At 68.0% G+C, this 20,299-nt stretch carries 16 protein-coding genes; 10 read left to right on the top strand and 6 right to left on the bottom strand.

What is annotated here, in order from left to right:
- Window positions 1-16: 16 nt before the first annotated feature.
- The gene (locus tag RN901_RS09475) at window positions 17-292 is read right to left on the bottom strand and encodes a hypothetical protein (protein WP_310758030.1); all 276 of its coding nucleotides are present in this window, start codon (window positions 290-292) and stop codon (window positions 17-19) included.
- Between the two features lie 38 nt (window positions 293-330).
- Entirely contained in the window at window positions 331-600 is a 270-nt protein-coding gene (locus tag RN901_RS09470) for a hypothetical protein (protein ID WP_310758029.1), read from the bottom strand.
- Window positions 601-766: 166 nt separating this feature from the next.
- On the opposite strand from RN901_RS09470, the gene RN901_RS09465 reads away from it, so the two are divergent.
- From RN901_RS09465 to RN901_RS09455, 3 genes are all read left to right on the top strand, one after another.
- On the top strand, window positions 767-1,867 hold the full coding sequence (locus RN901_RS09465; RefSeq protein WP_310758028.1) for an alanine--glyoxylate aminotransferase family protein: 1,101 nt from the start codon (window positions 767-769) through the stop codon (window positions 1,865-1,867).
- Window positions 1,868-1,877: 10 nt separating this feature from the next.
- Entirely contained in the window at window positions 1,878-3,488 is a 1,611-nt protein-coding gene (gene serA / locus RN901_RS09460) for a phosphoglycerate dehydrogenase (protein WP_310758027.1), read from the top strand.
- Between the two features lie 247 nt (window positions 3,489-3,735).
- Entirely contained in the window at window positions 3,736-4,950 is a 1,215-nt protein-coding gene (locus RN901_RS09455; RefSeq protein ID WP_310758026.1) for an integrase arm-type DNA-binding domain-containing protein, read from the top strand.
- A 200-nt stretch (window positions 4,951-5,150) separates the two neighbouring features.
- Here RN901_RS09455 and RN901_RS09450 read toward each other — a convergent pair whose 3' ends face one another.
- Complete coding sequence (locus RN901_RS09450) at window positions 5,151-5,969, bottom strand: hypothetical protein (protein WP_310758025.1); 819 nt, start codon at window positions 5,967-5,969, stop codon at window positions 5,151-5,153.
- 760 nt (window positions 5,970-6,729) lie between these two features.
- Between RN901_RS09450 and RN901_RS09445 the strand changes: the two genes are divergently transcribed.
- From RN901_RS09445 to RN901_RS09435, 3 genes are all read left to right on the top strand, one after another.
- A complete protein-coding gene (locus tag RN901_RS09445; RefSeq protein WP_310758024.1) occupies window positions 6,730-7,971 on the top strand; it encodes a 6-bladed beta-propeller in 1,242 nt (413 codons plus the stop codon).
- Window positions 7,972-7,991: 20 nt separating this feature from the next.
- Window positions 7,992-9,212, top strand: coding sequence for a hypothetical protein (locus RN901_RS09440; protein WP_310758023.1), 1,221 nt, complete (start codon window positions 7,992-7,994; stop codon window positions 9,210-9,212).
- A gap of 350 nt (window positions 9,213-9,562) precedes the next feature.
- Window positions 9,563-10,828 (top strand): hypothetical protein, encoded by a 1,266-nt coding sequence (locus RN901_RS09435; protein ID WP_310758022.1) that lies wholly within the window; start codon window positions 9,563-9,565, stop codon window positions 10,826-10,828.
- 258 nt (window positions 10,829-11,086) lie between these two features.
- On the opposite strand, the gene RN901_RS09430 is transcribed toward RN901_RS09435, so the two are convergent.
- Window positions 11,087-12,439: a sodium:alanine symporter family protein gene (locus RN901_RS09430; RefSeq protein ID WP_310758021.1), complete on the bottom strand. Its 1,353-nt coding sequence runs from the start codon at window positions 12,437-12,439 to the stop codon at window positions 11,087-11,089.
- 220 nt (window positions 12,440-12,659) lie between these two features.
- Here RN901_RS09430 and RN901_RS09425 point away from each other — a divergent pair, with 220 nt between their 5' ends.
- Both RN901_RS09425 and RN901_RS09420 read left to right on the top strand, forming a co-directional pair.
- A complete protein-coding gene (locus RN901_RS09425; RefSeq protein ID WP_310758020.1) occupies window positions 12,660-14,270 on the top strand; it encodes a DbpA RNA binding domain-containing protein in 1,611 nt (536 codons plus the stop codon).
- Window positions 14,271-14,275: 5 nt separating this feature from the next.
- Window positions 14,276-15,331 (top strand): potassium channel protein, encoded by a 1,056-nt coding sequence (locus tag RN901_RS09420; protein ID WP_310758019.1) that lies wholly within the window; start codon window positions 14,276-14,278, stop codon window positions 15,329-15,331.
- Between the two features lie 22 nt (window positions 15,332-15,353).
- Here the strand turns inward: RN901_RS09420 and RN901_RS09415 are convergent, their stop codons facing one another.
- Together RN901_RS09415 and RN901_RS09410 are read right to left on the bottom strand one after the other, a co-directional pair.
- Entirely contained in the window at window positions 15,354-16,853 is a 1,500-nt protein-coding gene (locus RN901_RS09415) for a sodium:solute symporter family protein (RefSeq protein WP_310758018.1), read from the bottom strand.
- 3 nt (window positions 16,854-16,856) lie between these two features.
- The gene (locus tag RN901_RS09410) at window positions 16,857-17,525 is read right to left on the bottom strand and encodes a hypothetical protein (protein WP_310758017.1); all 669 of its coding nucleotides are present in this window, start codon (window positions 17,523-17,525) and stop codon (window positions 16,857-16,859) included.
- A 151-nt stretch (window positions 17,526-17,676) separates the two neighbouring features.
- On the opposite strand from RN901_RS09410, the gene RN901_RS09405 reads away from it, so the two are divergent.
- Both RN901_RS09405 and RN901_RS09400 read left to right on the top strand, forming a co-directional pair.
- Window positions 17,677-17,982, top strand: coding sequence for a metal-sensitive transcriptional regulator (locus tag RN901_RS09405; protein ID WP_310758016.1), 306 nt, complete (start codon window positions 17,677-17,679; stop codon window positions 17,980-17,982).
- Window positions 17,982-20,240 (top strand): heavy metal translocating P-type ATPase, encoded by a 2,259-nt coding sequence (locus tag RN901_RS09400; protein ID WP_310758015.1) that lies wholly within the window; start codon window positions 17,982-17,984, stop codon window positions 20,238-20,240. The genes RN901_RS09405 and RN901_RS09400 overlap by 1 nt, the downstream gene beginning before the upstream one ends.
- Window positions 20,241-20,299: the final 59 nt, after the last annotated feature.

Below are 20,299 nucleotides of genomic sequence, written 5' to 3'. Positions count from 1 at the left end.
CCGTCCCGTCCCGATGCTAGCCGCGGAAGGGCGGGTAGTGGCCGAGGTCGTAGGCCCGGATCGAGAGGACGCCGTGCGACCCGATCCCCACGTCGGCGAGGGTGCGCGTCTCATCGCGGATGCGGCGCTCGGCGAACTCCGTGTAGAAGTCGGCGGGGTCGTCCGACGAGCGCTGGAGCATCGCGCGGATGCCGAAGGCCTTGGCGTCGGCGACGGTCGTGTCGGCCGGCAGTTCGGCCACGTGCTCGAGCCAGCGGTCGGGCATGATGAGGCGAACCGTGATGGCGTTCATGCGGCTCCCCGTGACGGCTTCAGCGCCGGCTTCATTGGTCACCCTCCGTGGGCGTTGCGGAGGGTGTAGAGGAAGCGCTTCGCGAGGTCGGTGACGTCGAGGCCCACGACGCGGTCGGTCTCCACGCGGACGTTCGTGTGGCCGCCCGCCCGGTCGACCGCAAAGCGGGCCAGCCCGATCTCCCCGGCGAAGGTGACGGATGCGTCGGTCTCCTCGTGAACCTGGAGCCTGGAGTGCTCGCCGAAGAAGCTCTTCGCGCGGTCGAGGACATCTTCCGGGGACAGGTCGGTGATCGTGACGTATCGCATGTGGATTCCGGTTCGGCCAGCGGGTCCGGGGACGGCTCCGGCGGTGCGGAACGTCCTCGAGCGGGGCGCAAGATCTTGCGCCTCCAGCGGTCCGTCAACCGAAGGCGGCGCGAGCCTCGCGCGAACGATTGGCGACAGGCCTCCGGGAGCGATACCATCTCCCGCCATGAACCCGCCAATCTCGTTCGGCCGCTTCTTTCTGCCCGGCCCGACCGAAGTTCCCCCGGATCTGTTCGACGCCATGCGGCGACCCGTCGTCGGACACCGGAGCGCCGAGGTCTCGGGCTTGATCGAAGCGATGCAGCCGTCCGCGTCGCGACTCTTCCGGACGTCGCGGCCGGTGTATCTGTCGACCTCGTCTGCCACCGGCATGATGGAAGCGGCGATCACGAACCTCACGCGCCGCCGCGTCCTCTGCCTCACGAACGGGTCGTTCAGCAAGCGGTTCCACGCGATCGCCGAAGCGACGGGGCGCCCCGCGGACGCGCTCAAGGCGGAGTGGGGCGAGCCGAACCTCCCGGAGCGGCTGCGCGACGCGCTCGCCGCGGCGCCCGGCCGGTACGACCTCGTCACGGTCGTCCACTCCGAGAGCTCGACCGGCGTCCTCAATCCGCTGGAGGAACTCGCCGCCGTCGTCCACGAGTTCGACGACGTGCTGATCGCCGTCGATACCGTCTCGTCCCTGGCCGGGGCGCCGGTGAAGACCGACGAATGGGGACTGGACTTCGTCCTCACAGGTTCGCAGAAGGCGGTGGCGCTGCCGCCGGGCCTCGCGCTGGCCGTCGCGTCCGAACGGGCGCTCACCCGCGCGAAGGAGGTCGAACACCGGGGCTTCTACTTCGACATCCTCAAGTTCGAGAAGAATCTCGAGCGCTGGCAGACGCCGAATACGCCGGCGGTCTCGCTCTTCTTCGCGCTCGAGCGGCAGCTGGACCGGATGATGGCGGAAGGGCTGGAGGCGCGCTGGGCGCGGCACGATGCGATGGCCCGCCGGACGTACGAATGGGTGGACCATACGGCTGCACGAACGGGCCGGCCGTGGCGGGTGCTCGCGCCGGAAGGCTACCGCTCGCCCTGCGTAACGGTCATCATGCTTCCGGATGGTCTGACGGGTCCGGAAGTCGTCTCCCGCGCGCTGGCGCACGGATACACGGTGGCGGCGGGCTACGGACCCTTGAAACAGCCGTCGTTCCGGATCGGACACATGGGCGAGCACACTCTCGACGAGCTGGAGGCGCTTCTGGCCATCCTCGACGAAGTCCTGTGAGCGAAGTCTCGTGAGCGATTCGAACGAGGGCGACCTTCGCGTCATCATTGCGGATCCCCTCCTCCCGGATGGGATCGAGACGTTGCGGGCCGCCCCCGGGCTCGTGGTCGAGGATCACACGGAATCGGATCGCGAGACGCTCCGCGGCGCGCTCGAAGGCGCATCGGCACTCATCGTGAGGTCCCGCACGAAGGTGACCCCCGACCTCATCGAGTCCGCCGACCGGCTGAGGGTCGTGGGACGGGCGGGCGTGGGCGTGGACAACATCGACATCCCCGCCGCCACCCGGCGCGGAATCGCCGTGCTCAACGCGCCGGCCGCGAACACGCAGTCCACCGCCGAACTCGCCTTCGCCCTGCTCCTCGCCGCAGCCCGCCGGATCACGGAGGCGGACGCGAGCATCCGCGCCGGGGAATGGAAGCGCAAGGAGCTGCGCGGGATCCAGTTGAGCGGGAAGACGCTCGGTGTGATCGGACTCGGGCGGATCGGAGCGGAGGTCGTGTGGCGGGCGCGCGCGTTCGGGATGCGCGTCGTCGCCCACGATCCCTTCGTGAGCGCCGACCGTGCGAGCGACCTGGGGGTGGAACTCGCAAGCCTCGAGGAACTCCTTCCGACATGCCACGCGATTACGCTGCACGTCCCCCTCTCCGATGAGAACCGCGGGTTCATCGGCAGCAAGGAGCTCAAGGCCATGCGCCCGGGCTCGATTCTGGTGAACGCGGCGCGGGGCGGGCTCGTGGATGAGCCGGCGCTGGCCGAGGCGCTCGCCAGCGGTCATCTCGGAGCCGCCGGTCTCGATGTGTTCGAGACGGAACCGCTCCCCGAGGACAGCCCGCTGCGGGATGCCCCCCAACTCGTGTTCAGCCCGCACCTGGGCGCGTCCACGTACGAAGCCCAGCGTCAGGTCTCCCGTCAGATCGCCGTCGCCGTGCGGGACGCGCTGGTCAAGGGCGACTACAGCGCCGCGCTGAACGCCCCGTTCGAAGCCGAAGACCGCGACGGGGCGGGACCCATCATGGGTCTCGGGTACCGTCTGGGACGTCTCCTCGCCGGGTTGCAGGACACGCCCCCGGGCCGGATCGACGTGCGCTATGGAGGCCCCCAGGACGGTGTGCTCGGACCCCTCGCGGCCAGCGTCGCCGTCGGTTTCCTCGAACGCCGCGTCGATCCCCCGCTCAACGTCGTGAATGCCCTTTCGATCGCGGCGGAGCGGGGCCTGGAGATCGTGCGCGTACGCACGCAGGCCGTGGGCGACTACACGAACTACGTCGAACTCTCCGCGGCTTCGGGGAGAGCCGGGGGAATGGTCGTGGGCGGCGCGTTGATGGGCGCGCGCATGGAGCCGCGGATCGTGCGCGTGGGGACGTTTCGCGTCGACACGCAGCCGCTCGGCACCTGCCTCTTCATCCGCAATCGCGACCGGCCGGGCGTGATCGGCGCGGTGGGCACCGTACTCGGCGAGGCGAACGCAAACATCGCAGAGTACCACCTGGCGCGGCGCCGCGGCGGGGGCCGCTCCCTCGGCGTGGTGCGGATCGACGGCGAAGTCCCGCCCGAAGTGCTGCGCGGCCTGAGCGAACTCGACGGCATCGACGAAGTCCGCCAGATCCACTTCGACTGATCTGGCAGACCGTGGCAAAGCCCCGCTGCGTTCGAGCGGCGCTGCATCTCGCCTGAACGCTGCGCTCTGCGTCGCTCCTCGGTCACGTAGCGCTGCAAGTCGGACATACGGAATCCGATGTCGTCCGTCTTCGTCCATGACCGTTCGTAACATCCTTTATCCGTAACGCTTTAAGTAGGATTTCTCCTACCTCGTTGGTCCAGCGCCGATCCTTGCTATCCCCTTCCATCCCCGATACGATTAGGGGATGGATAATGTGACCGCCACTCCCACCAAACCACGTGGCAAGCCCAAGGGCCGCCATCCCCACAAGCGGCTCTCGGCCCCCTTCGTGCGCTCCGCTCCGCCCGGAAGACACTGCGACGGCAACGGACTCTACCTCTACGTCCAGAAGACCGGAACCCGTAGCTGGATACAACGTCTCGTCGTCCGCGGGCGCAAGCGCGAACTCGGACTCGGGAGCGTCGAACTCGTCTCCCTCGCCGAGGCCCGCGAGCAGGCGCTCGCCAACCGCAAGCTCGCCCGCGCGGGCGGCGATCCGTTGGCAGAGAAGCGGCGGCTGGTCGGCATCCCCACCTTCGCCGAGGCCGCCGAGCGGGTGTTGGAGCAGAAGCGGGCCGGGTGGCGGAGCAAGGCGTACGCGAGGGAGTGGTTCCGTAACTTGGAGATTCACGCCTTCCCCCGCATCGGCGGCGTGGCCGTCTCGGAGGTCGCAAGCGCCGACGTGCTGGAGATCCTCACCCCGATCTGGCACGCCAAGGCTCCCACGGCGCGGTTCGTCCACATGCGCATCCGGGCGGTACTGGAATGGGCCATCGCCATGGAGTGGCGGACGGACAACCCCTGCGACCGGATTCTGCACCTTCTGGGCCCGCAGCACGATGTCGTCACCCACCACAAGGCCCTGCCTCACGGCGAGGTCGCTGCGGCCATCGAGAAGGTGCGGGCGGGCGATCCGGGCAAGGTGGATACGTTGGCGTTCGAGTTCATGGTGCTGACGGCGGCGCGGGGCGCCGAGGTCCGCGGCGCGGTGTGGAGCGAGATGGACCGGGACTCGGGCGTGTGGACGATCCCGGCGAGCCGGATGAAGACCGGGCGGGAGCAGCGGGTGCCGCTGTGCGGCCGGGCGCTGGAGATTCTGGAGGCGGCCCGAAAGCTGGAGGGCGGGAAGAATCCGGTCGTGTTCGTGAACGAGCGCGGGAGGACGCTGGACGGGAAGCGGCTGAACCGGCTCTTGAGGAAGCACGGGATCGCGGCGGTGCCGCACGGGTTCCGGTCGTCGTTCCGGGACTGGGCGGCGGAGAAGACCGACCATCCCCGGGAGGTCGTCGAGGCGGCACTGGCCCACGTGGTCAAGAGCAAGGTCGAGGCAGCGTACCGGCGCACCGACCTGTTCGAGCGCCGACGCAAGCTCATGGACGATTGGGCGAGCTACTTGACAGATGGGAGCGGAGACCGCTAGACCGGGCCGACCCGTTGATTCCCGCAGCCCGCAATGTGGCCCGCCACCGGTCCCGTCCCGCTACCGGGTGAGCCCGGCACGCAGCTCTTGCCTTGTGCTGTGGTCGGGTCCCGCGTTGACGAGAGAGTGGATCGCTCGCGACGCCTCAGGTGTTGGCCGCCGCCCCGACGCCATCACCGATTCTTGGGTGGGCCGTCTGCCTAAAACAGGTGTACGTGGAGGCGTACGTACGCGCCGATGCCCGCGATGACCTCATCCACGGTATCTAGGCAGTGATCAATGAACTCCCTTGACATATAGAAGGTGCAGGGATCTCTGCCTGATTCGGCTCTGGCGAAGCACTCCGCCCACCCGTTCGACCTAATCAGGTTGGCAAAATGTTTCACATCCTCTTTGGGCCATTCGAGACCGCAATGGAACATCTTGTTCCGATACTTGAAGAGAACCGACAGGGTTCTCTCCAGATCGCCGGGAAGGTGCTTCCTTAAGTCGATTGCTTCAGCAAGCTGAACGATTCCCTTCGCGATGCCGCGAGACCGACGACCGCGCTTCCACATGTAGCGATGATCCCATGGATCGTCGAGTTGCCACCGTTCGTGGCCGCTCCCCAGTGAATGCGACTCCCCTATGGCATGCTTGAGGTAGCGGAAAGCTCGATCGAACAGGGACTCCATGAGCGGGACTATCAAGGCAACAGCCGCCATGCTGTGTGTAGAATCAAGAAACGTGGAGCTGTACAACTCGTCGACCCAGCGATCTACCATCCATGAGTTGCCACCGCGTTCCCGGATATCGGCCTCGAGTTTCTTGATCTCGGCCGAGACCTTCTCCTCGGCTTCGTGATTGCGTTCCAGGACGATGCGAATCGCGATCAACTGAGACCGGAAATCCGGTTCTAGAACTCCCTCGCCGAAGTCTCGGTCGGTTATCTCCTCGACGCCTGCTCCTGCATCTTCACACATGCATTGCAGGTATTCATCGATGGAACTCGTGGAGTCGCCCCGTTCGGTGATGGGCATGCTGTCCTCAGTTCTTCGTTCATGATGTACGAGGAGTCTGGAGGCGACAGGTACACGAACTCCCAGGCAAGCACTCCATGGTCCGGTGACTTGCCCAACTCCGATCTTTGCCGACTGCTTCGGCCTCGGCCCGCATGTAGGATGCAGCCTGTCCGACTCAGATGTCCAAGAAAATCGTGATCATCCGACACGAAGAGGGTATGGCACCTGCCAGCAGTTCCATACACTGCTTGCCGGTTCTGCAATCTGTCAACGGGACCTTCGATGCCTGAGCTGCTAGGCGCGGACAAGCCCCCTAGCACGTTCTTCGATGGTTTTTGTCGTGGAGACCTCGCCAACCATTCGCTTCACCCGCAGGGACCGTCCGATTTGTTGCAGATTCGCATCGATTGCCGCTTCGTCCTCGTCGTCCGCGAGGCCGGCGACCACGACGGGGGAATGTGCCGACGGCCCGTCGAGCCTGTTGCGGGCCGTGCCCGAGCGGTTTTGGAGGCGCCCCAAGGCTGGCTTGACGCAGGCTAAGGGCGTCAAGCCAGCGTACCCCCCGTATTACACGGTGGGGCTGACGAGGGGCTCCGCCCCCTCGACCCCGGAATGTCCCGCACCGAAGCGCGCGGGGATCGCGGGCGGGGCTTTCTCCCTTCCCCGTGGCGGCACGTGGGCGGTCGTGGCATGGCAGGACGAGGTCCGCGAGCCGTATCTTTGGTACTCCCGTATCGATTCGGGCGTTCGCTGCAAACTCCAGTCGGAAGGGTCGGACATGTTCCGTCACAAGCCGCCCTCTACAGGCCCCGGGCCGGCCATCATTCTCGTCCTCGCGCTGTTTGCCGCACTCACCTCCTGCGAACCGGAACCGGCATCCGACAACCCGACTCGCGAGACACTTCCGAGCGGTGCCGTCCTCGTTCGCTACCCAACACTCCCCGCCGTGGACTCCGTCGGCCCGGAAGTCATCGAGGCGCGCGTGGACCTCAAGTTCGGATCCCTTGAAGGAGAAGACCTTAACGTGACCTTCGGTGACGTTCGAGGCGTCCAGGCGGCCAGCGACGGCACCATCTACGTGCTGGACGAACAGGCTGCGGAAGTCCGCGTCTTCGATTCCAGCGGCGAGTACCTGCGGACGATCGTGAGGCGTGGCGAGGGGCCGGGCGAGATCGGCAGCGCCAACGGGATACGCCTGTCCGGAGACACTCTCCTTTGGATCCACGACACCGGACAGTGGACGATCATGGGAGTGGACCCCACCGGTGAGGAGATACGCCGGTTCGCCAAGCCCGTCATGAGCTACGGATACATCTGGGACGGCGTGTTCGATGGTCGGGGCCGCTACTGGCGGGCGACCACGCACGGAGACGACGATCCGGGCTACCCGCCCCCGCCGGGCCTGAGTCTGTGGAGCGAGCGGCGCTACTACAAGTCCTACGAACTGTCCACCGGGGCCATCGACTCCGTGTACGTCGGCGAGGCACGCTTTCGGTCATACGGATACAGCACGCCTGCGGGCTGGGGGTTCCTGCCGCTTCCGTTCGAGGCGGCCGAGTTGATCGAGGTCAATCCTTCCGGTGGATTCTGGCGCGCGAACAACGCGTCGTACCGGATCGTCCGAACGGGCGAGGGCGGCGACACGCTGGTGGTCATCGAAGCCGGGCTCCCCGTCCAACGGGTCACGGACGAGGATCGCGATGCCTACGTCGAGGGCATTGTCGACGACAGCCCCGAACTCCGGCGACAGGCGGAGGAGGTGGCTGCCCTGATGCCGGACGTCAAGCCACTGCTTGAGGGTCTATTCGTGGACGACGAAGGACGACTCTGGGTCGAGAGAATCACGCCGAGGGGCGCGCCCGCCTTCTACGACCAGTACTCGGGGGACGGCGACTACTTGGGATCCGTTCGCCTCGCGTTCGACGCGGCAGGCCCGATTTGGATCCAGCACGGCAGCATCTACGCACGGGTTGTCGATGAGTTCGACGTCCACTACGTCATCAGGGCCTCTCTGCCGTGAGAAGGAATCGAGGCGGGTGGGTGGAGAAACGCCTTGTCATCATCGTCGCAGCCTCCGCCATGCACCTCGCCTGCGAGGATCGAACAACCGAATCGGTGAGCACGGGCGCAGGCGATCCGGCCGACGAGGACATCGTGCGGATCTCCGATGTGCACGCGCTGGATCTTCCCTTGGTCGAACTACGCCTGATCCATTCGACGGCTGCTCTGCCGGACCTTCATCTCGACCGGGTCGCAGGAGCCGTCTTTCTGCCGGACTCAGCCCTGATCATCGGGGACGGCGGTGCACGCGAGCTGGTTTTCCTTGATGGCGACGGGAGCATTCGGGCGCGCTCGGGTCGTGACGGGGAGGGGCCGGGGGAGTACAGGTGGATCGAGCGGGTCGGGGTCGGCGTGGATGGCATGCCGTTCGTGTTCGACCGGCGTCTGCGACGATTCACTTTTCTGGACGCGGACGGTGACGTGACTCGCATCCAACGGCTGGATCAGGGGGCCGGACTCGGTGCGGCCGTGCCTCTCAGCCGCTTGGAGAGCGGCGAGGTCGTGGCGGCTCTGGAGACGCGGCCGACCCTGCCTCCGGGGTTGCAGCGGGGACCGGTCTTTCTGGTCCTTAGCAACGACTTGGGGGAGATCGTGGACACCGTGGGCGAATGGGCCGGAAAGGAGCGCTACGTCACCGACGAATGGCTTCCGGTCGGATTCGCGCGGACCGCACTCTTCGCGGGCCGGGGGAGCCACGCACTCGCCGGCACCACCGATTCTCTCGACCTCACGCTCTACCACGGGGTGGATCCGGTCGCTCGCCTTCGCGGAGGATACTCCCCCCGCAGGGTCACCGTCCGGGAGAAGGAGGAGTGGACCGAGCGCTTCCTGGAGGTTTTCCCCGAAGACTTTCGAGCGGGCTGGCGCCGCCGGTTGGAGCGGTCCACGATCCGGGATTTCTATCCCACCTTTGGAGCGATCAAGGTCGACGCCGATGGCAGGATCTGGATTGGGGACTATCCCAAGTTGGCCGACGAGTTGCGGCGATGGACGATCATCGAGCCGGACGGGACGCAGGTAGCGGCGGTGAATCTTCCGGTTCTGTTCCCCTTGGGGCAGCTCGAAGCAACGGTCGCCGTGACGAGCCAGCCTGTCGAGTTGCTCGACGTGGCTCACGGGAGAATCGCGGTGCTGCGCCGCGACGAGTTCGATGTCGAGGTCGTCGAGGTGTACGAAATGGGCAGCAACCGACCACAATAGCGCGAAGCAGCCCGAATCGTGGACACTCCAGCCACGGGATTCGTGAGTTGCTCACGCGCTGACCATACTCGCAGCAGTGCAAAAAGCCGGGGGTTCTGAAGGGGGGTGCGGCCCCCCTCGCCAGCCTCCGTGTTCAACACGGGGTCGGCTGGCTTCCGGCCTATTATAGGGACGGGAGCCAGCCCAGCGGACGCCCCCGCGAAACGGCCTCTGGAGCCGCTACGTGCGGCACGCGCTCCGCGATCCAACGCGGCAGGGCATTGTGGCAGCCACCACACATGTCGCTATCTTCGGGAGAAGCCCGACTGGGTGAGGTCCGACGAGCACCGGATTCGTTCGCGATCAAGGGCTTGGTCGACCTCCAAGTCGAACTCGACCACGGGAACATCACCGAGAGACCACAGATTTACGGTAATCTCATCCAACTGAGCGGCAACTCGACCGCGAGAAGCACGTGGCGGCGCGTACCAGTAGGTTCCGCAAGCGGCGAGTCGTCAATCGACGAGGCCGCCTTACAGGAGATCTTGTTCCGGCACGCGGACATCCTCCCGCTCGGTGAAATCGACCCTGCATACCACAGCTCGGTTCCGGTCTGCGTGGAGCTCGGAACGCGAGCCGGATCCGCCGATGCGTTGTACCTGACGCCGACCGGCCGAATCGTTCTCGCAGAGTTCAAGCTGTGGAGAAATCCTGACGCACGGAGGGAGGTGGTTGGCCAGATTCTCGACTACGCCCGCGTGCTCGCGTCGTGGAGCTACGACGACTTGGACCGGGAGGTCAGGAACCGCACCAAGCGGTCGCCATTTGACATCGTTTCCGAAGCACACGGCGAGGTAGAAGAGCACAGCTTCGTCGATGGCGTCGCCCGCCGGCTCAAACGGGGCGAGTTCCTTCTCCTGATCATCGGCGACGGAATCCGCGAGGGCGTCCAAGACATCGTCGCCTACGTGCAGGAACACAGCGGACTGCGCTTCAATCTCGCGCTCATCGAGGCTGCCGTCTTTCGTCGTGGCGATAGCGAAGACCTGATCATCCAGCCTCGTGTCCTCGCGCGGACCGAACTCGTGCCCCGCACGATCCTCATTCGCAAGACCGTTCTGGAGGAGACCGACGACGATCCAGTTGTCGAACATGAGGCGTCGCCGATCGAGGATGAGAACGAGCGATTCTGGAGGGCGGTGTTGGAAGACTTCGCCTTCGACGATCCCACACCCGAAGTGCCTCAACCCTCCAGCTACTCGACGGCTTGGGTCAAGGTCGAAGGATCGGGATTCCGGGGCTGGGGCCTCTCGTTCGGCGCTTTTCTCAACCGCAACCAATCCGGCATCGGAACCTACCTCACATGGCGTGCAGGCTTCCCCGAGGAAGGAAGGGTCTTTGACGAGATCATCAGCGCCGTGGACGGCAATGAACCTTTGGCGGCCGTGCTCGACGGCTGCAAGCGCTGGACGAATTCGACAGGACAGCCGCGCTTGGGCTTCAGTCGCCATACGGAGTTCGTGGACGGGACAGCCATCCGCGACTTCGAAGAGGCCGTCGAGTGGATGCGCGAACATTTCAATCGTCTGGTGACCGCGTTGCACCCCGAGTGTCGACGCAGGCTGCGTCAGGGGTGAGCCCCGTTGAATAGCTCTCGCCGCCGTCGGCCACACTGCGAGTTCAGGTCCACCGAAGTTCACCAACGTCGCGCGGAATCCCGTTTAGGAATGGGGATGTAAAAAGGGGATGAACCTTACCGCAAAAAACATAAATCATTGTAATATATGCAATTTACGAAATATCCGCAGAATAGCGCTGCTATGCTCCCTCGTCGCTCCTTGTCAGGCGAGCGCTTCACCGCTCTCGGCGCTGACGCGGGGTTTTGCCACGGCCTGCTAGCGGTTGAAGTAGCTCCGCGTCTCCCGCCATACGACGCCTGACAGGAGCAGGAGTCCCACCAGGTTCGGGGCGGCCATGAGCCCGTTGAGGATGTCGGAGATCAGCCACACGACATCCAGTTGCACGACGGCCGCGAGCCCGACCACGAGTACGAACACCAGCCGGTAGGGACGGATCACGCGTTCGCCGAAGAGGTAGGCGAAACTGCGTTCTCCGTAGTAGGACCACCCGAGCATCGTGCTGAAGGCGAAGGTCGCGAGGCCGAGGGCAACCACGATGTCCCCCGCACCCGCGAGCAGGCTCGTGTCGAAGGCGAGTTGCGTCATGTTCGCGCCCTCGGCGCCCGACTGCCACGCGCCCGTCGTGAGGATCGCGAGTCCCGTGAAGGTGCAGACGACGATGGTGTCGATGAACGTCTGCGTCATGGAGACGAGGGCCTGCCGCACCGGTTCGCGCGTCTGCGCCGCCGCGGCGGCGATGGCGCCCGTCCCGAGCCCGGATTCGTTGGAGAAGATCCCGCGCGCGACCCCGAAGCGCATCGCCTGGAGCACGGTGTAGCCGAGCGCCCCACCGGCCACCGCGCGCCCTCCGAACGCATGCTCGAACACGAGCCGGAAGGCCGACGGAATCTGTGCCGCGTTGGATATGAGTACGATGGCGGCGACGCCCATGTAGAGGACGATCATCGCGGGCACGATGACGCTCGCCACGCGCCCGATGGACCGGATCCCCCCGATGATGACGAGGCCGACGGCCGCCGCCGTGACGAGTCCCATGACCCAGTGCGGCACGTTGAACGACTCGTTCATCGCGTCCGCGACGGCCTGCGACTGGACGCCGTTGCCGATCCCGAAGGCCGCGAGGGTCGCGAAGAGCGCGAAGGCGATCGCGAGGCCGCGGCCGAGCCCACCCCGGCCGAGGCCGTGTTCGAGGTAGTACATGGGGCCGCCCGCCTTCTCGCCCCTGGCATCGGTCTCCCGGTAGCGAACACCGAGCACGGCCTCTGCGTACTTCGTCGCCATCCCGAGGAGGCCCGTCACCCACATCCAGAAGAGCGCGCCCGGGCCGCCCGCACCGATGGCCGTCGCGACGCCCACGATGTTCCCCGTGCCGACCGTTGCGGCCAGCGCGGTCATGAGCGCCTGGAAGTGCGAGATGTCGCCCTCGCCCTCCGGTTCGCGACGCTTGACGAGCGCCAGCCAGAGCGCGTGCCCCAGCCGGCGGAACTGGAGGCCGCGCAGCAGCAGCGTGTAGACGAAGCCGGTGGTGAGGAGGAGGATGATGAGGGGGACGCCCCACACCCAGGCCTGAATCGCCTCCAGAGTGCCGACGGTGGAAATTGCTGTCACCTCGTACTGGAGGTCATCGGGGGAGAGCGCGCCGGACTGCCGCGGCGAGCGGACCGTGACGTTAGACGCGCCTCCGAACCGCCGTCAACGTGACGCGACCGGCGGGGGAGCCTGGGGGGCGGGTCCACTTTGGACGGGCGGACGCCTTGCGTACCTTCCCACCGCTGGGCGAAGGCCCGCGCACGACCCCTTGTCCAACTCGTTCTTCGGGATCCCGCGCTTGAACCAGGAACAGTCGGAGCCCGCGGCGGGCACCGCCCCGCCGTCGCCGGAAGCGCTCGAGAGCCTCTCTGGCGCGATCGAGCGGGGGCGCCACCTGGCGCTCATTGCCGCCGAGGGGGCGGGCCTCGCCCCGCTCTACGCGGCAGCCGCCGTGCGGGACCTTGCCGCCGGCGAGGCGGGGGGACGTGCCTTCGTGCTCACCGCGACCGTGGACCGCGCGCGGCGCTGCGCAGCGGGCATGCACGCCGCCGCGCGGGCGGCCGGGCACGAGGTCGTCATCACGCCGGGCGCCGCCGCCGGGGCGATTGGGCGGGCCCCGATCCTCGTCGGGCCTCCGGCCGTCCTGCTGGAGGGCGTGCGAAGGGGCGACATCCCGGCGGGGGCGCTGTGCACCCTGGTCCTCGACGACGTTCGTGCGCTCGAGCCGGCGCGGGCCGCCGTCGAGGCCGTGGTGCAGGCCTCGGGCGACGGGGCCCGTCGGATCGCGACGACCCACGCCCGGGATGCGGGGTTCGACGAGCTGATCGAGCGCTGGCTGCCCCGCGCGCGCCGGTGGCCGAACGAACTGTTCGCCGAGCCGCGGGCCGGGGAGCCGGAGGCGGGCCGTGGGGCGGGCACTCCGATCGCCGTCGCGAGCCAGGCGACGCGCGAGGGCCGGCTGACCCGCCTGACCGAGCTGCTTCACGACCTCACGCGGGCCGGCGCGGCGGCCGCCGCCAGCGTCGAGACGGCCCCCGCCGCCGTCGCGGACGTGAGCGCCGCGCTCTCGCTGGCCGGGCTGCGCGTCGCCGGGTCCGAGGCAGCCGGCACGGCGGAAACGGACGACGGAGAGACCGAGACCGGGGGCGGCGCGGGCGAGACGGACGGCGACGCTGCCGAGACTGACGGCGGCGACGAGGTACGGGTTGGAGCGTGGGGCGAGGTCGACCCCGCCGCCCATGCCGTCGCGTTCGAACTGCCGCCGACGCCGGAACCCCTCGCCCGCGCGGCCGCCGACGCCGAGCGCTGCTACGCCATCGTCGACTCCCTGCACGAACGTCAGCTCGAGCTGACGGCGTTGCGGGCCGGGCTGCGGGTCGCACCGCTGGCCGAGTCCGCCGATCCCGCGCTCCTGGACGACGTGGCCGCCTTCCGGGCCCGCGTCTCCAGCGCGCTGGAGCAGCAGGACCTCGCGGCCGGCGCGCTCCTCCTGGCCCCTCTCATGCAGGAACACGGCGCCGCGCGCGTCGCCGCCGCCCTCGCCGGACTCCTCCGGGCGGCGGACCGCCCGGCCGCCGGGACCCGGGAGGCCGCACCCGGCGACGCACCGCCCGGCGACACCGCGGCCGCGCGCCCCGACACGAGCGCCCGGCGTGCCACTCGCCCCACCTGGACCAAAGTCTTCGTCGGCGTCGGGAGGCGCGACGGCGCGGGCCCCGGCGACCTCGTCGGCGCGATCACCGGCGAAACATCCGTCGCGGGCGGACAGATCGGGCGCATAGACATCCGGCAGAACTTCACCCTCGTCGACATCGATTCGCTGGTCGCCGACGCCGTGGTCCGCGGCCTCGACGGCAGCCGGATCAAGGGGCGCCAGGTCGTCGCGCGCCTGGACCGCGGGGCGCGATGAGCCGGATGAGTCTCGTGCGGCACCTGTTCGACTTCAGCCGGTTCGAAGGCCGCCTCCTCGGGGCCGTCGTCTTCACGGTGAGTCTCACGGTCATCGGGACGATCGGCTTCGCTCTCATGCCCGAATACAACCTGTCGGACGCATTCTTCATGACCGTCATCACGGTCTCGGCGGTCGGGTACGGCGAAATCCGGACGCTCACGGACGGCGGCCGCATCTTCGCGAGTTTCATGATCGCGGGCGGCATCGTCACGCTCGCGATCTGGTTCGCCCTCATCACCGCCACCCTCGTCGAGATGGACCTGACCCAGTCACTCAAGAGACGAAGAACGATGAAGAGGATCGACCGCCGCAGGGACCATGTGATCCTGTGCGGGGCGGGCCGCACCGGCCTGGCCGCGCTGAAGAGGCTCGCCACGCGCGGGACCCCATACGTCGCCATCGAAAGCGACCCCGTGCAGATCGAGGAGGCCCGCCGGATCGACCCCGACGCGCTGGTCATCGAGGGGGACGCGACCGATGACGACGCGCTCGTCGCGGCGGGGATCGAGCGGGCGCGCGGGCTCATCGCCTCGCTGAGCGCGGACACCGACAACGCATTCGTGTGTCTGGCGGCGCGTGAGCTGAACCCGGATCTGACGATCGTGGGGCGGGCGCGTTCCGAGGACGCGGTGAGCAAGCTCAAGAAGGCCGGCGCCGACCGCGTCGTCACGCCCAACTCGACGGGCGGCATCCAGATGGCCTCGCTCGTCCTGCGGCCCGACCTCACGCTCTTCGTCGACTTCGACACCCCCGGCGACGCCGGCGGAATGGGACTCCTTCTGGAGCAGGTGTCCGTGCCGGAGTCCTCCGAGGTCGCCGGACTCACCCTGGCCGAGGCGAAGATCCAGGCCAGAACCGGCCTGCTCGTCGTCGCGATCCGGCGCGGAAGCGAAGGGGGCGGCGACGCCGAGGGGTTCGTCTACAACCCGGGGTCGCAGGAGAGGCTGCGGGCCGGCGACGATCTCGTCGTGCTCGGACCTCCTCGCAGCTTCGACGAACTGCGCGATTTCCTGAGCTGACCTCCGGCGCGGAGCCCGCGGCTCAGAGCTTCTCGGGATTCTCCCGGAAGAAGGGCTGCCACTTCTCCTCGGGGGAGGGCGGTGTGAGGAGGCTCACGATGATAAGGAGTCCGAGCGAGATGAGGACTCCCGGGATCACGATGTAGTCGCTCGAAGCGAAGTCGAACGCGGTGCCCCCGATCGTGGCGGTGAAGTTCACGCCGAACCGGGACAGGAGCGCGATCCCCACGATGCTCCCGAGTCCGCCCGCGATACACGCCACCCCTCCCTGCGGCGTCACGCGACGCCAGAGGAAAGCGGCGAGGAGCGCCGGCGTGAGGCTCGCCCCGACGAGCGAGTACGCGTACAGCGCCATCGCGAGCACGGTGTCGAACTGCGTCAGCAGTACGAGCCCCAGCCCGCCGAACAGGACGACGCACAGGCGCTGCAACGCCAGCTTCCGCCCCTCGCTCGCGTCCGGATCCACGAAGCGTTCGTAGAGGTCCCGGCTCACGTTCGTCGAGGGCACGAGCAGAAACGTGTTGCCCGTCGAGAGTACGATGGCGACCGCCGCGGCGAGGAGAATCGCGCCCCCGACGATCGGCAGGCCGTTGGCGGCGATGTAGAGGATGATCGTCTCCGACGCCGCGCGACCGACCAGTGACACCTGCTCCGGGTCGGCGAGTTCCGGGAAGACCGCCCGCCCGACGATCGCGATCAGGGCCAGCGTCGTCTCGATGAAGACGACCCCGAGGAACATGCCGACCACCGCCTTCTTGGCCGACCCCGCGTCCTTCGCGGAGAAGAACTTCTGGTACATGCCGCTCTCGCCCAGGATGAGCAGGAAGGTGGGCATCGCGACGCCGATGACCCAGAGCACGTTGTGTCCCCCGAGTACGGTGAGATGCTGCTCCGGCAGTGCGGCCGCGATCTCCCCGACCCCGCCGTTCGAGAACACGAGATAGGGGAGACCGATGACGATCCCGAGGGTGATGATGATCCCGTTCAGGAGATCGACGGAGACGATCGACACCATCCCGGCGAGCGCTGTGAACGCCACGATCGTGACGCAGGTGATGATCATCCCGGTCGTGGGCGAGATCGCGCCGTCGGTGACGATGCTCAGGATCCAGCCGCCGCCCCGGAACTGGTAGGCGGCGATCGTGACGTAGGCCAGGATGATCGCGACCGTGCCGAGGACGCGCGCCGCCGCGTTGTAGCGCTGTTCGAGGAGGTCCGGGACGGTGTACTTCGCGATCGAGCGCACGCGGGGCGCCAGGTAGAAGGCGACGAGGAGGCCGACCCAGGCGCCGAAGGAGAACCACAACTCCGCGATCCCCGTGCGGTAGGCCAGCCCGGCCCCGCCGAAGAGCGAGCCCGATCCGATCCAGGTGCAGATGAGGGTCCCGACGAGGAGCGCCACCGGCACGTTCCGGCCCGCCACCATGAAGTCGGCGTGGCTCTTGATCTGCCTGGAGCGCCACACGCCGATCCCGATGAGGACGAGCGGGTAGCCGAAGACGGCGATCGTCAGCAGGTCCATCCGCTACTCCTCTTTCGACATGCGGCGCTTCAGCTCCTCGAGCATCGCGTCCGCCCGCGCCTCCCGCAGGTCCCGCTCGGCCGCAAAATCCCGCTCCGGCGCGCCCGCCATCGGATCGAGCGCTTCGTCCACCTGGCGGCGCGCGTCGTCGAGGTCGCTGCTTCCCTCCATCTTCTCGGCCATGCGGTCGAACGCATCCACCGAGTCGAAGCGGTCGGCGGAGTGCTGGATCGCCTGCGCGCGCCGTTGCTGCACGCTGAGCGAATCCCGCCGCGCCATGGCGCTCTTCAGCTGTTCAGCGCCCTGCACGGCCTCGGCTTTCTGCTGCTGAAGTTCGGCCTGCGTCCCCTCGGCCTTGAGGACGAGTACCTCGAGCCGCTGGCGGTGCCGCGCCGCGAACCGGTTCGCGACCTCGACCGTCTCCGCATCCCCGATCTCGGCGGCCTTCGCGGCCCGCCGCTCGGCGACTCGGGCCGCGTCCTTCTCCCGGTCGGCCTGACGCACCTGCGACTCGAACAGCTCCTCGAGTTCGGAGATCCGTGCTCGCGTATCCACGAGTTCCTGGCGCATGGCGCGGATGACGCGGTCGATGTCGTCCTCGGACGCGCCAGGCTGCTTCGCTTCCATCCGGTCGAGCGCCTCGTCGACCATCTGCCTCAGTTTTCTGAACATGGCCCTGAGTTTAGCAGCCCCCGGCGAAACGCCGCCACCGCTTGCGTTCCGATCTCGCGCCGCGGTTCGCACCGGACCTCACGGTTTGCGATAAATACAATACCCCTGTATAGTATTATCCATCATTGACGCGAACGCGGAGGGAATGGCGGTGAGCCACGCGGGGCCGCATGCGATGGGGATCGCGGAGGGGACGAAACACGACCTCGGCCGTCGGTTGGCCCGTATCCGGGGACAGGTCGGGGGCATCGCCCGCATGGTGGAGGATGAACGGTACTGCCCGGACATCCTGCAGCAGTTCGCCGCCGTTCACTCCGCGCTCCGCGCGGCCGAAAAGGAACTCCTGCTGAACCACCTCGATCGCTGCGCGACGCACGCCATCGAGGCAGGCGGCGACGACGCCGCGCGGGTGCGCGCGGAGATCGCGGATCTCTTCATGCGCTTTGCCGGCAAGTGATGGCCAGAAAGACCTATCGGATCGCCGGCATGCACTGCTCGGCCTGCGTGGGCTCCGTGGAGAAGAGCCTCAACGCGGTGGATGGCGTGGAGGCTTCGGTGAGCCTGCCCGCCGAGTCCGCGACGCTGACGCTCACCCGGGACGTGGGCTTCGAGGAACTCGCCGCGGCCGTCGAAGGGGCCGGCTACGAGATCGAACCCATCGCGGACGTGGACCGCGGAGAGGCCGAGCGCTCGCGCCTTGCGGAGGCGGAAGCCCGCTCACGCGAGGCGTCGAAAACGATGTGGACCGCGTGGGCGCTCACGGTCCCGGCCATGGTGTGGATGCTGCCGGAGATGTTCGCGGGCCTGCGCTGGCCGTCGCCTCTCGTCTTCGATCTCGGCGTCACGGTGCTCGGGGCCGCCGTCCTCGTGGGACCGGGGGGCTCGACGCTGCGGAGCGCGTGGCGTTCGGCGCGGGGCCGCACGCCGAACATGGATGTTCTCATCGCGCTCGGGGCCGGCGTCTCCGTGCTCACGGGCGTGTGGGCGGTCCTTCACGTCCTCGGGTTTGCCCCGATGATCATGAACTTCGCGCCGGTGGGCGCCATGATCGCGGCCATCCACCTCACGGGCCGCTCCGTGGAGGCGAAGGCGCGCGGCCGTTCCTCGTCGGCGATCCAGGCCCTGCTTTCGCTCGAGGCGCCGACGGCCCGCGTCGAGCGGGAGGGCGCGGAACTCGAGATCCCGACCCGGGACGTCGCGGTGGGTGACGTGATGATCATCCGCCCGGGCGAGAAGATCCCGACGGACGGCGTCGTTCTCGAGGGCCGGAGTGCGGTCGATGAATCGCTCGCGACGGGCGAGTCGATCCCGGTCGAGAAGGAACCGGGATCCTCCGTCCTCGGCTCGACGGTCAATCACTCCGGCGCGCTCCGGGTGCGGGCGACGGGCGTGGGCGAGGACACCTTCCTGTCCAACGTCATCCGTCTCGTGGAGGAGGCGCAGACGAGCAAGGTCCCGATCCAGGAGTTCGCGGATCGGGTGACCGCCATCTTCGTGCCCGTCATCCTCGTCGTCGCGCTGGCGGCCTTCGCGGGCTGGTTCGTGGTGCCCGGACTCTTCACGGAGGCCGCGCGCTGGGCGTCGGGGTTCATCCCGTGGGTGAACCCGGAACTGGGCCGCCTCTCGCTCGCGCTCTACGCCGCGGTCGCGGTGCTCGTCATCGCCTGCCCCTGCGCGCTCGGGCTCGCCACCCCCACGGCGCTCATGGTCGGGACCGGCCTCGGGGCGACGCGCGGCGTCCTCATCCGGGACGGGGCCGCCGTCCAGACCCTGGACCGGGCGGACACGCTCGTCTTCGACAAGACGGGCACCCTGACCCAGGGCGCCCCCCGCGTTGTCGAGATCTTCGCGGCCGACGAGGCAGCCGAGGGGCGCGTACTCGCACTCGCGGCCGCGGTGGAGGACGCCTCGGAGCACCCGCTCGCCCGCGCCGTCGTCGAGGAGGCGCGCGGTCGCGGCATCGCCTTCTCCCGGGCGGGCGGCGTGGAGGCCCGGGTCGGGATGGGCATCGTCGGCGAGGTCGACGGCCAGCGGGTCATCGTGGGGAGCGCGCGGCTGCTGCGCGAGGAGGGCGTCCCGGCGGAAGACATCGCCGAGGTAGAGCGGCGTTTCGGCGACGCCGCGCGCACGGTCGCCTGGGTGGCCGCCGGCGGGCGGCTGCTCGGCGCGATCGCGATCGCCGACCCGGTGAAGGAAGACGCGCGGGAAACCCTCCTCGAGCTGAGCCGCCGCGGCTTCCGGACCGTGATGCTCACCGGCGATCATGAAGCCGTGGCGGCCGCCGTCGCCGAGCATCTCGGCATCGACGACTTCCGGGCCGGGCTGCTCCCCGCCGACAAGGTCGAGGCCGTCCGGCAACTCCGCGCTGAGGGCCGCACCGTGGCCTTCGTCGGCGACGGGATCAACGACGCACCCGCGCTCAAGGCGGCGGACGTCGGCATCGCCGTGGGGACCGGCACCGACATCGCGATCGAAGCCGCGGACATCACCCTCGTGCAGGGAGACCTGCGCTCCGTGCTGCGCGCGACGAAGCTCGCCCGCGCCACCTTCCGCAAGATCCGCGAGAACCTCTTCTGGGCCTACGTCTACAACGTCGTCGCGATCCCGGTCGCCTTCCTCGGCCTCCTCCACCCCGTGCTCGCTGAGGCCGCGATGGCGCTGAGTTCGATCTCCGTCGTCACGAACGCGAACCGTCTCCGCCGGACCCGCCTGTAGCGACGTTGCCTTTGCCCCTGCCGGGGCGCATCATAGGCGCCGGTTCGACGGTTCATCCG

Source organism: Candidatus Palauibacter soopunensis, from assembly GCF_947581735.1.
Taxonomy (GTDB): domain Bacteria; phylum Gemmatimonadota; class Gemmatimonadetes; order Palauibacterales; family Palauibacteraceae; genus Palauibacter; species Palauibacter soopunensis.
This window is presented reverse-complemented; position numbering and strand designations above follow the sequence as displayed.

Coding starts and splice junctions, on each gene's coding strand:
- RN901_RS09475 (WP_310758030.1), bottom strand. CDS start 292: ATGAACGCCATCACGGTTCGCCTCATCATGCCCGACCGCTGGCTCGAG.
- RN901_RS09470 (WP_310758029.1), bottom strand. CDS start 600: ATGCGATACGTCACGATCACCGACCTGTCCCCGGAAGATGTCCTCGAC.
- RN901_RS09465 (WP_310758028.1), top strand. CDS start 767: ATGAACCCGCCAATCTCGTTCGGCCGCTTCTTTCTGCCCGGCCCGACC.
- RN901_RS09455 (WP_310758026.1), top strand. CDS start 3,736: ATGGATAATGTGACCGCCACTCCCACCAAACCACGTGGCAAGCCCAAG.
- RN901_RS09450 (WP_310758025.1), bottom strand. CDS start 5,969: ATGCCCATCACCGAACGGGGCGACTCCACGAGTTCCATCGATGAATAC.
- RN901_RS09445 (WP_310758024.1), top strand. CDS start 6,730: ATGTTCCGTCACAAGCCGCCCTCTACAGGCCCCGGGCCGGCCATCATT.
- RN901_RS09420 (WP_310758019.1), top strand. CDS start 14,276: ATGAGTCTCGTGCGGCACCTGTTCGACTTCAGCCGGTTCGAAGGCCGC.
- RN901_RS09415 (WP_310758018.1), bottom strand. CDS start 16,853: ATGGACCTGCTGACGATCGCCGTCTTCGGCTACCCGCTCGTCCTCATC.
- RN901_RS09410 (WP_310758017.1), bottom strand. CDS start 17,525: ATGTTCAGAAAACTGAGGCAGATGGTCGACGAGGCGCTCGACCGGATG.
- RN901_RS09400 (WP_310758015.1), top strand. CDS start 17,982: ATGGCCAGAAAGACCTATCGGATCGCCGGCATGCACTGCTCGGCCTGC.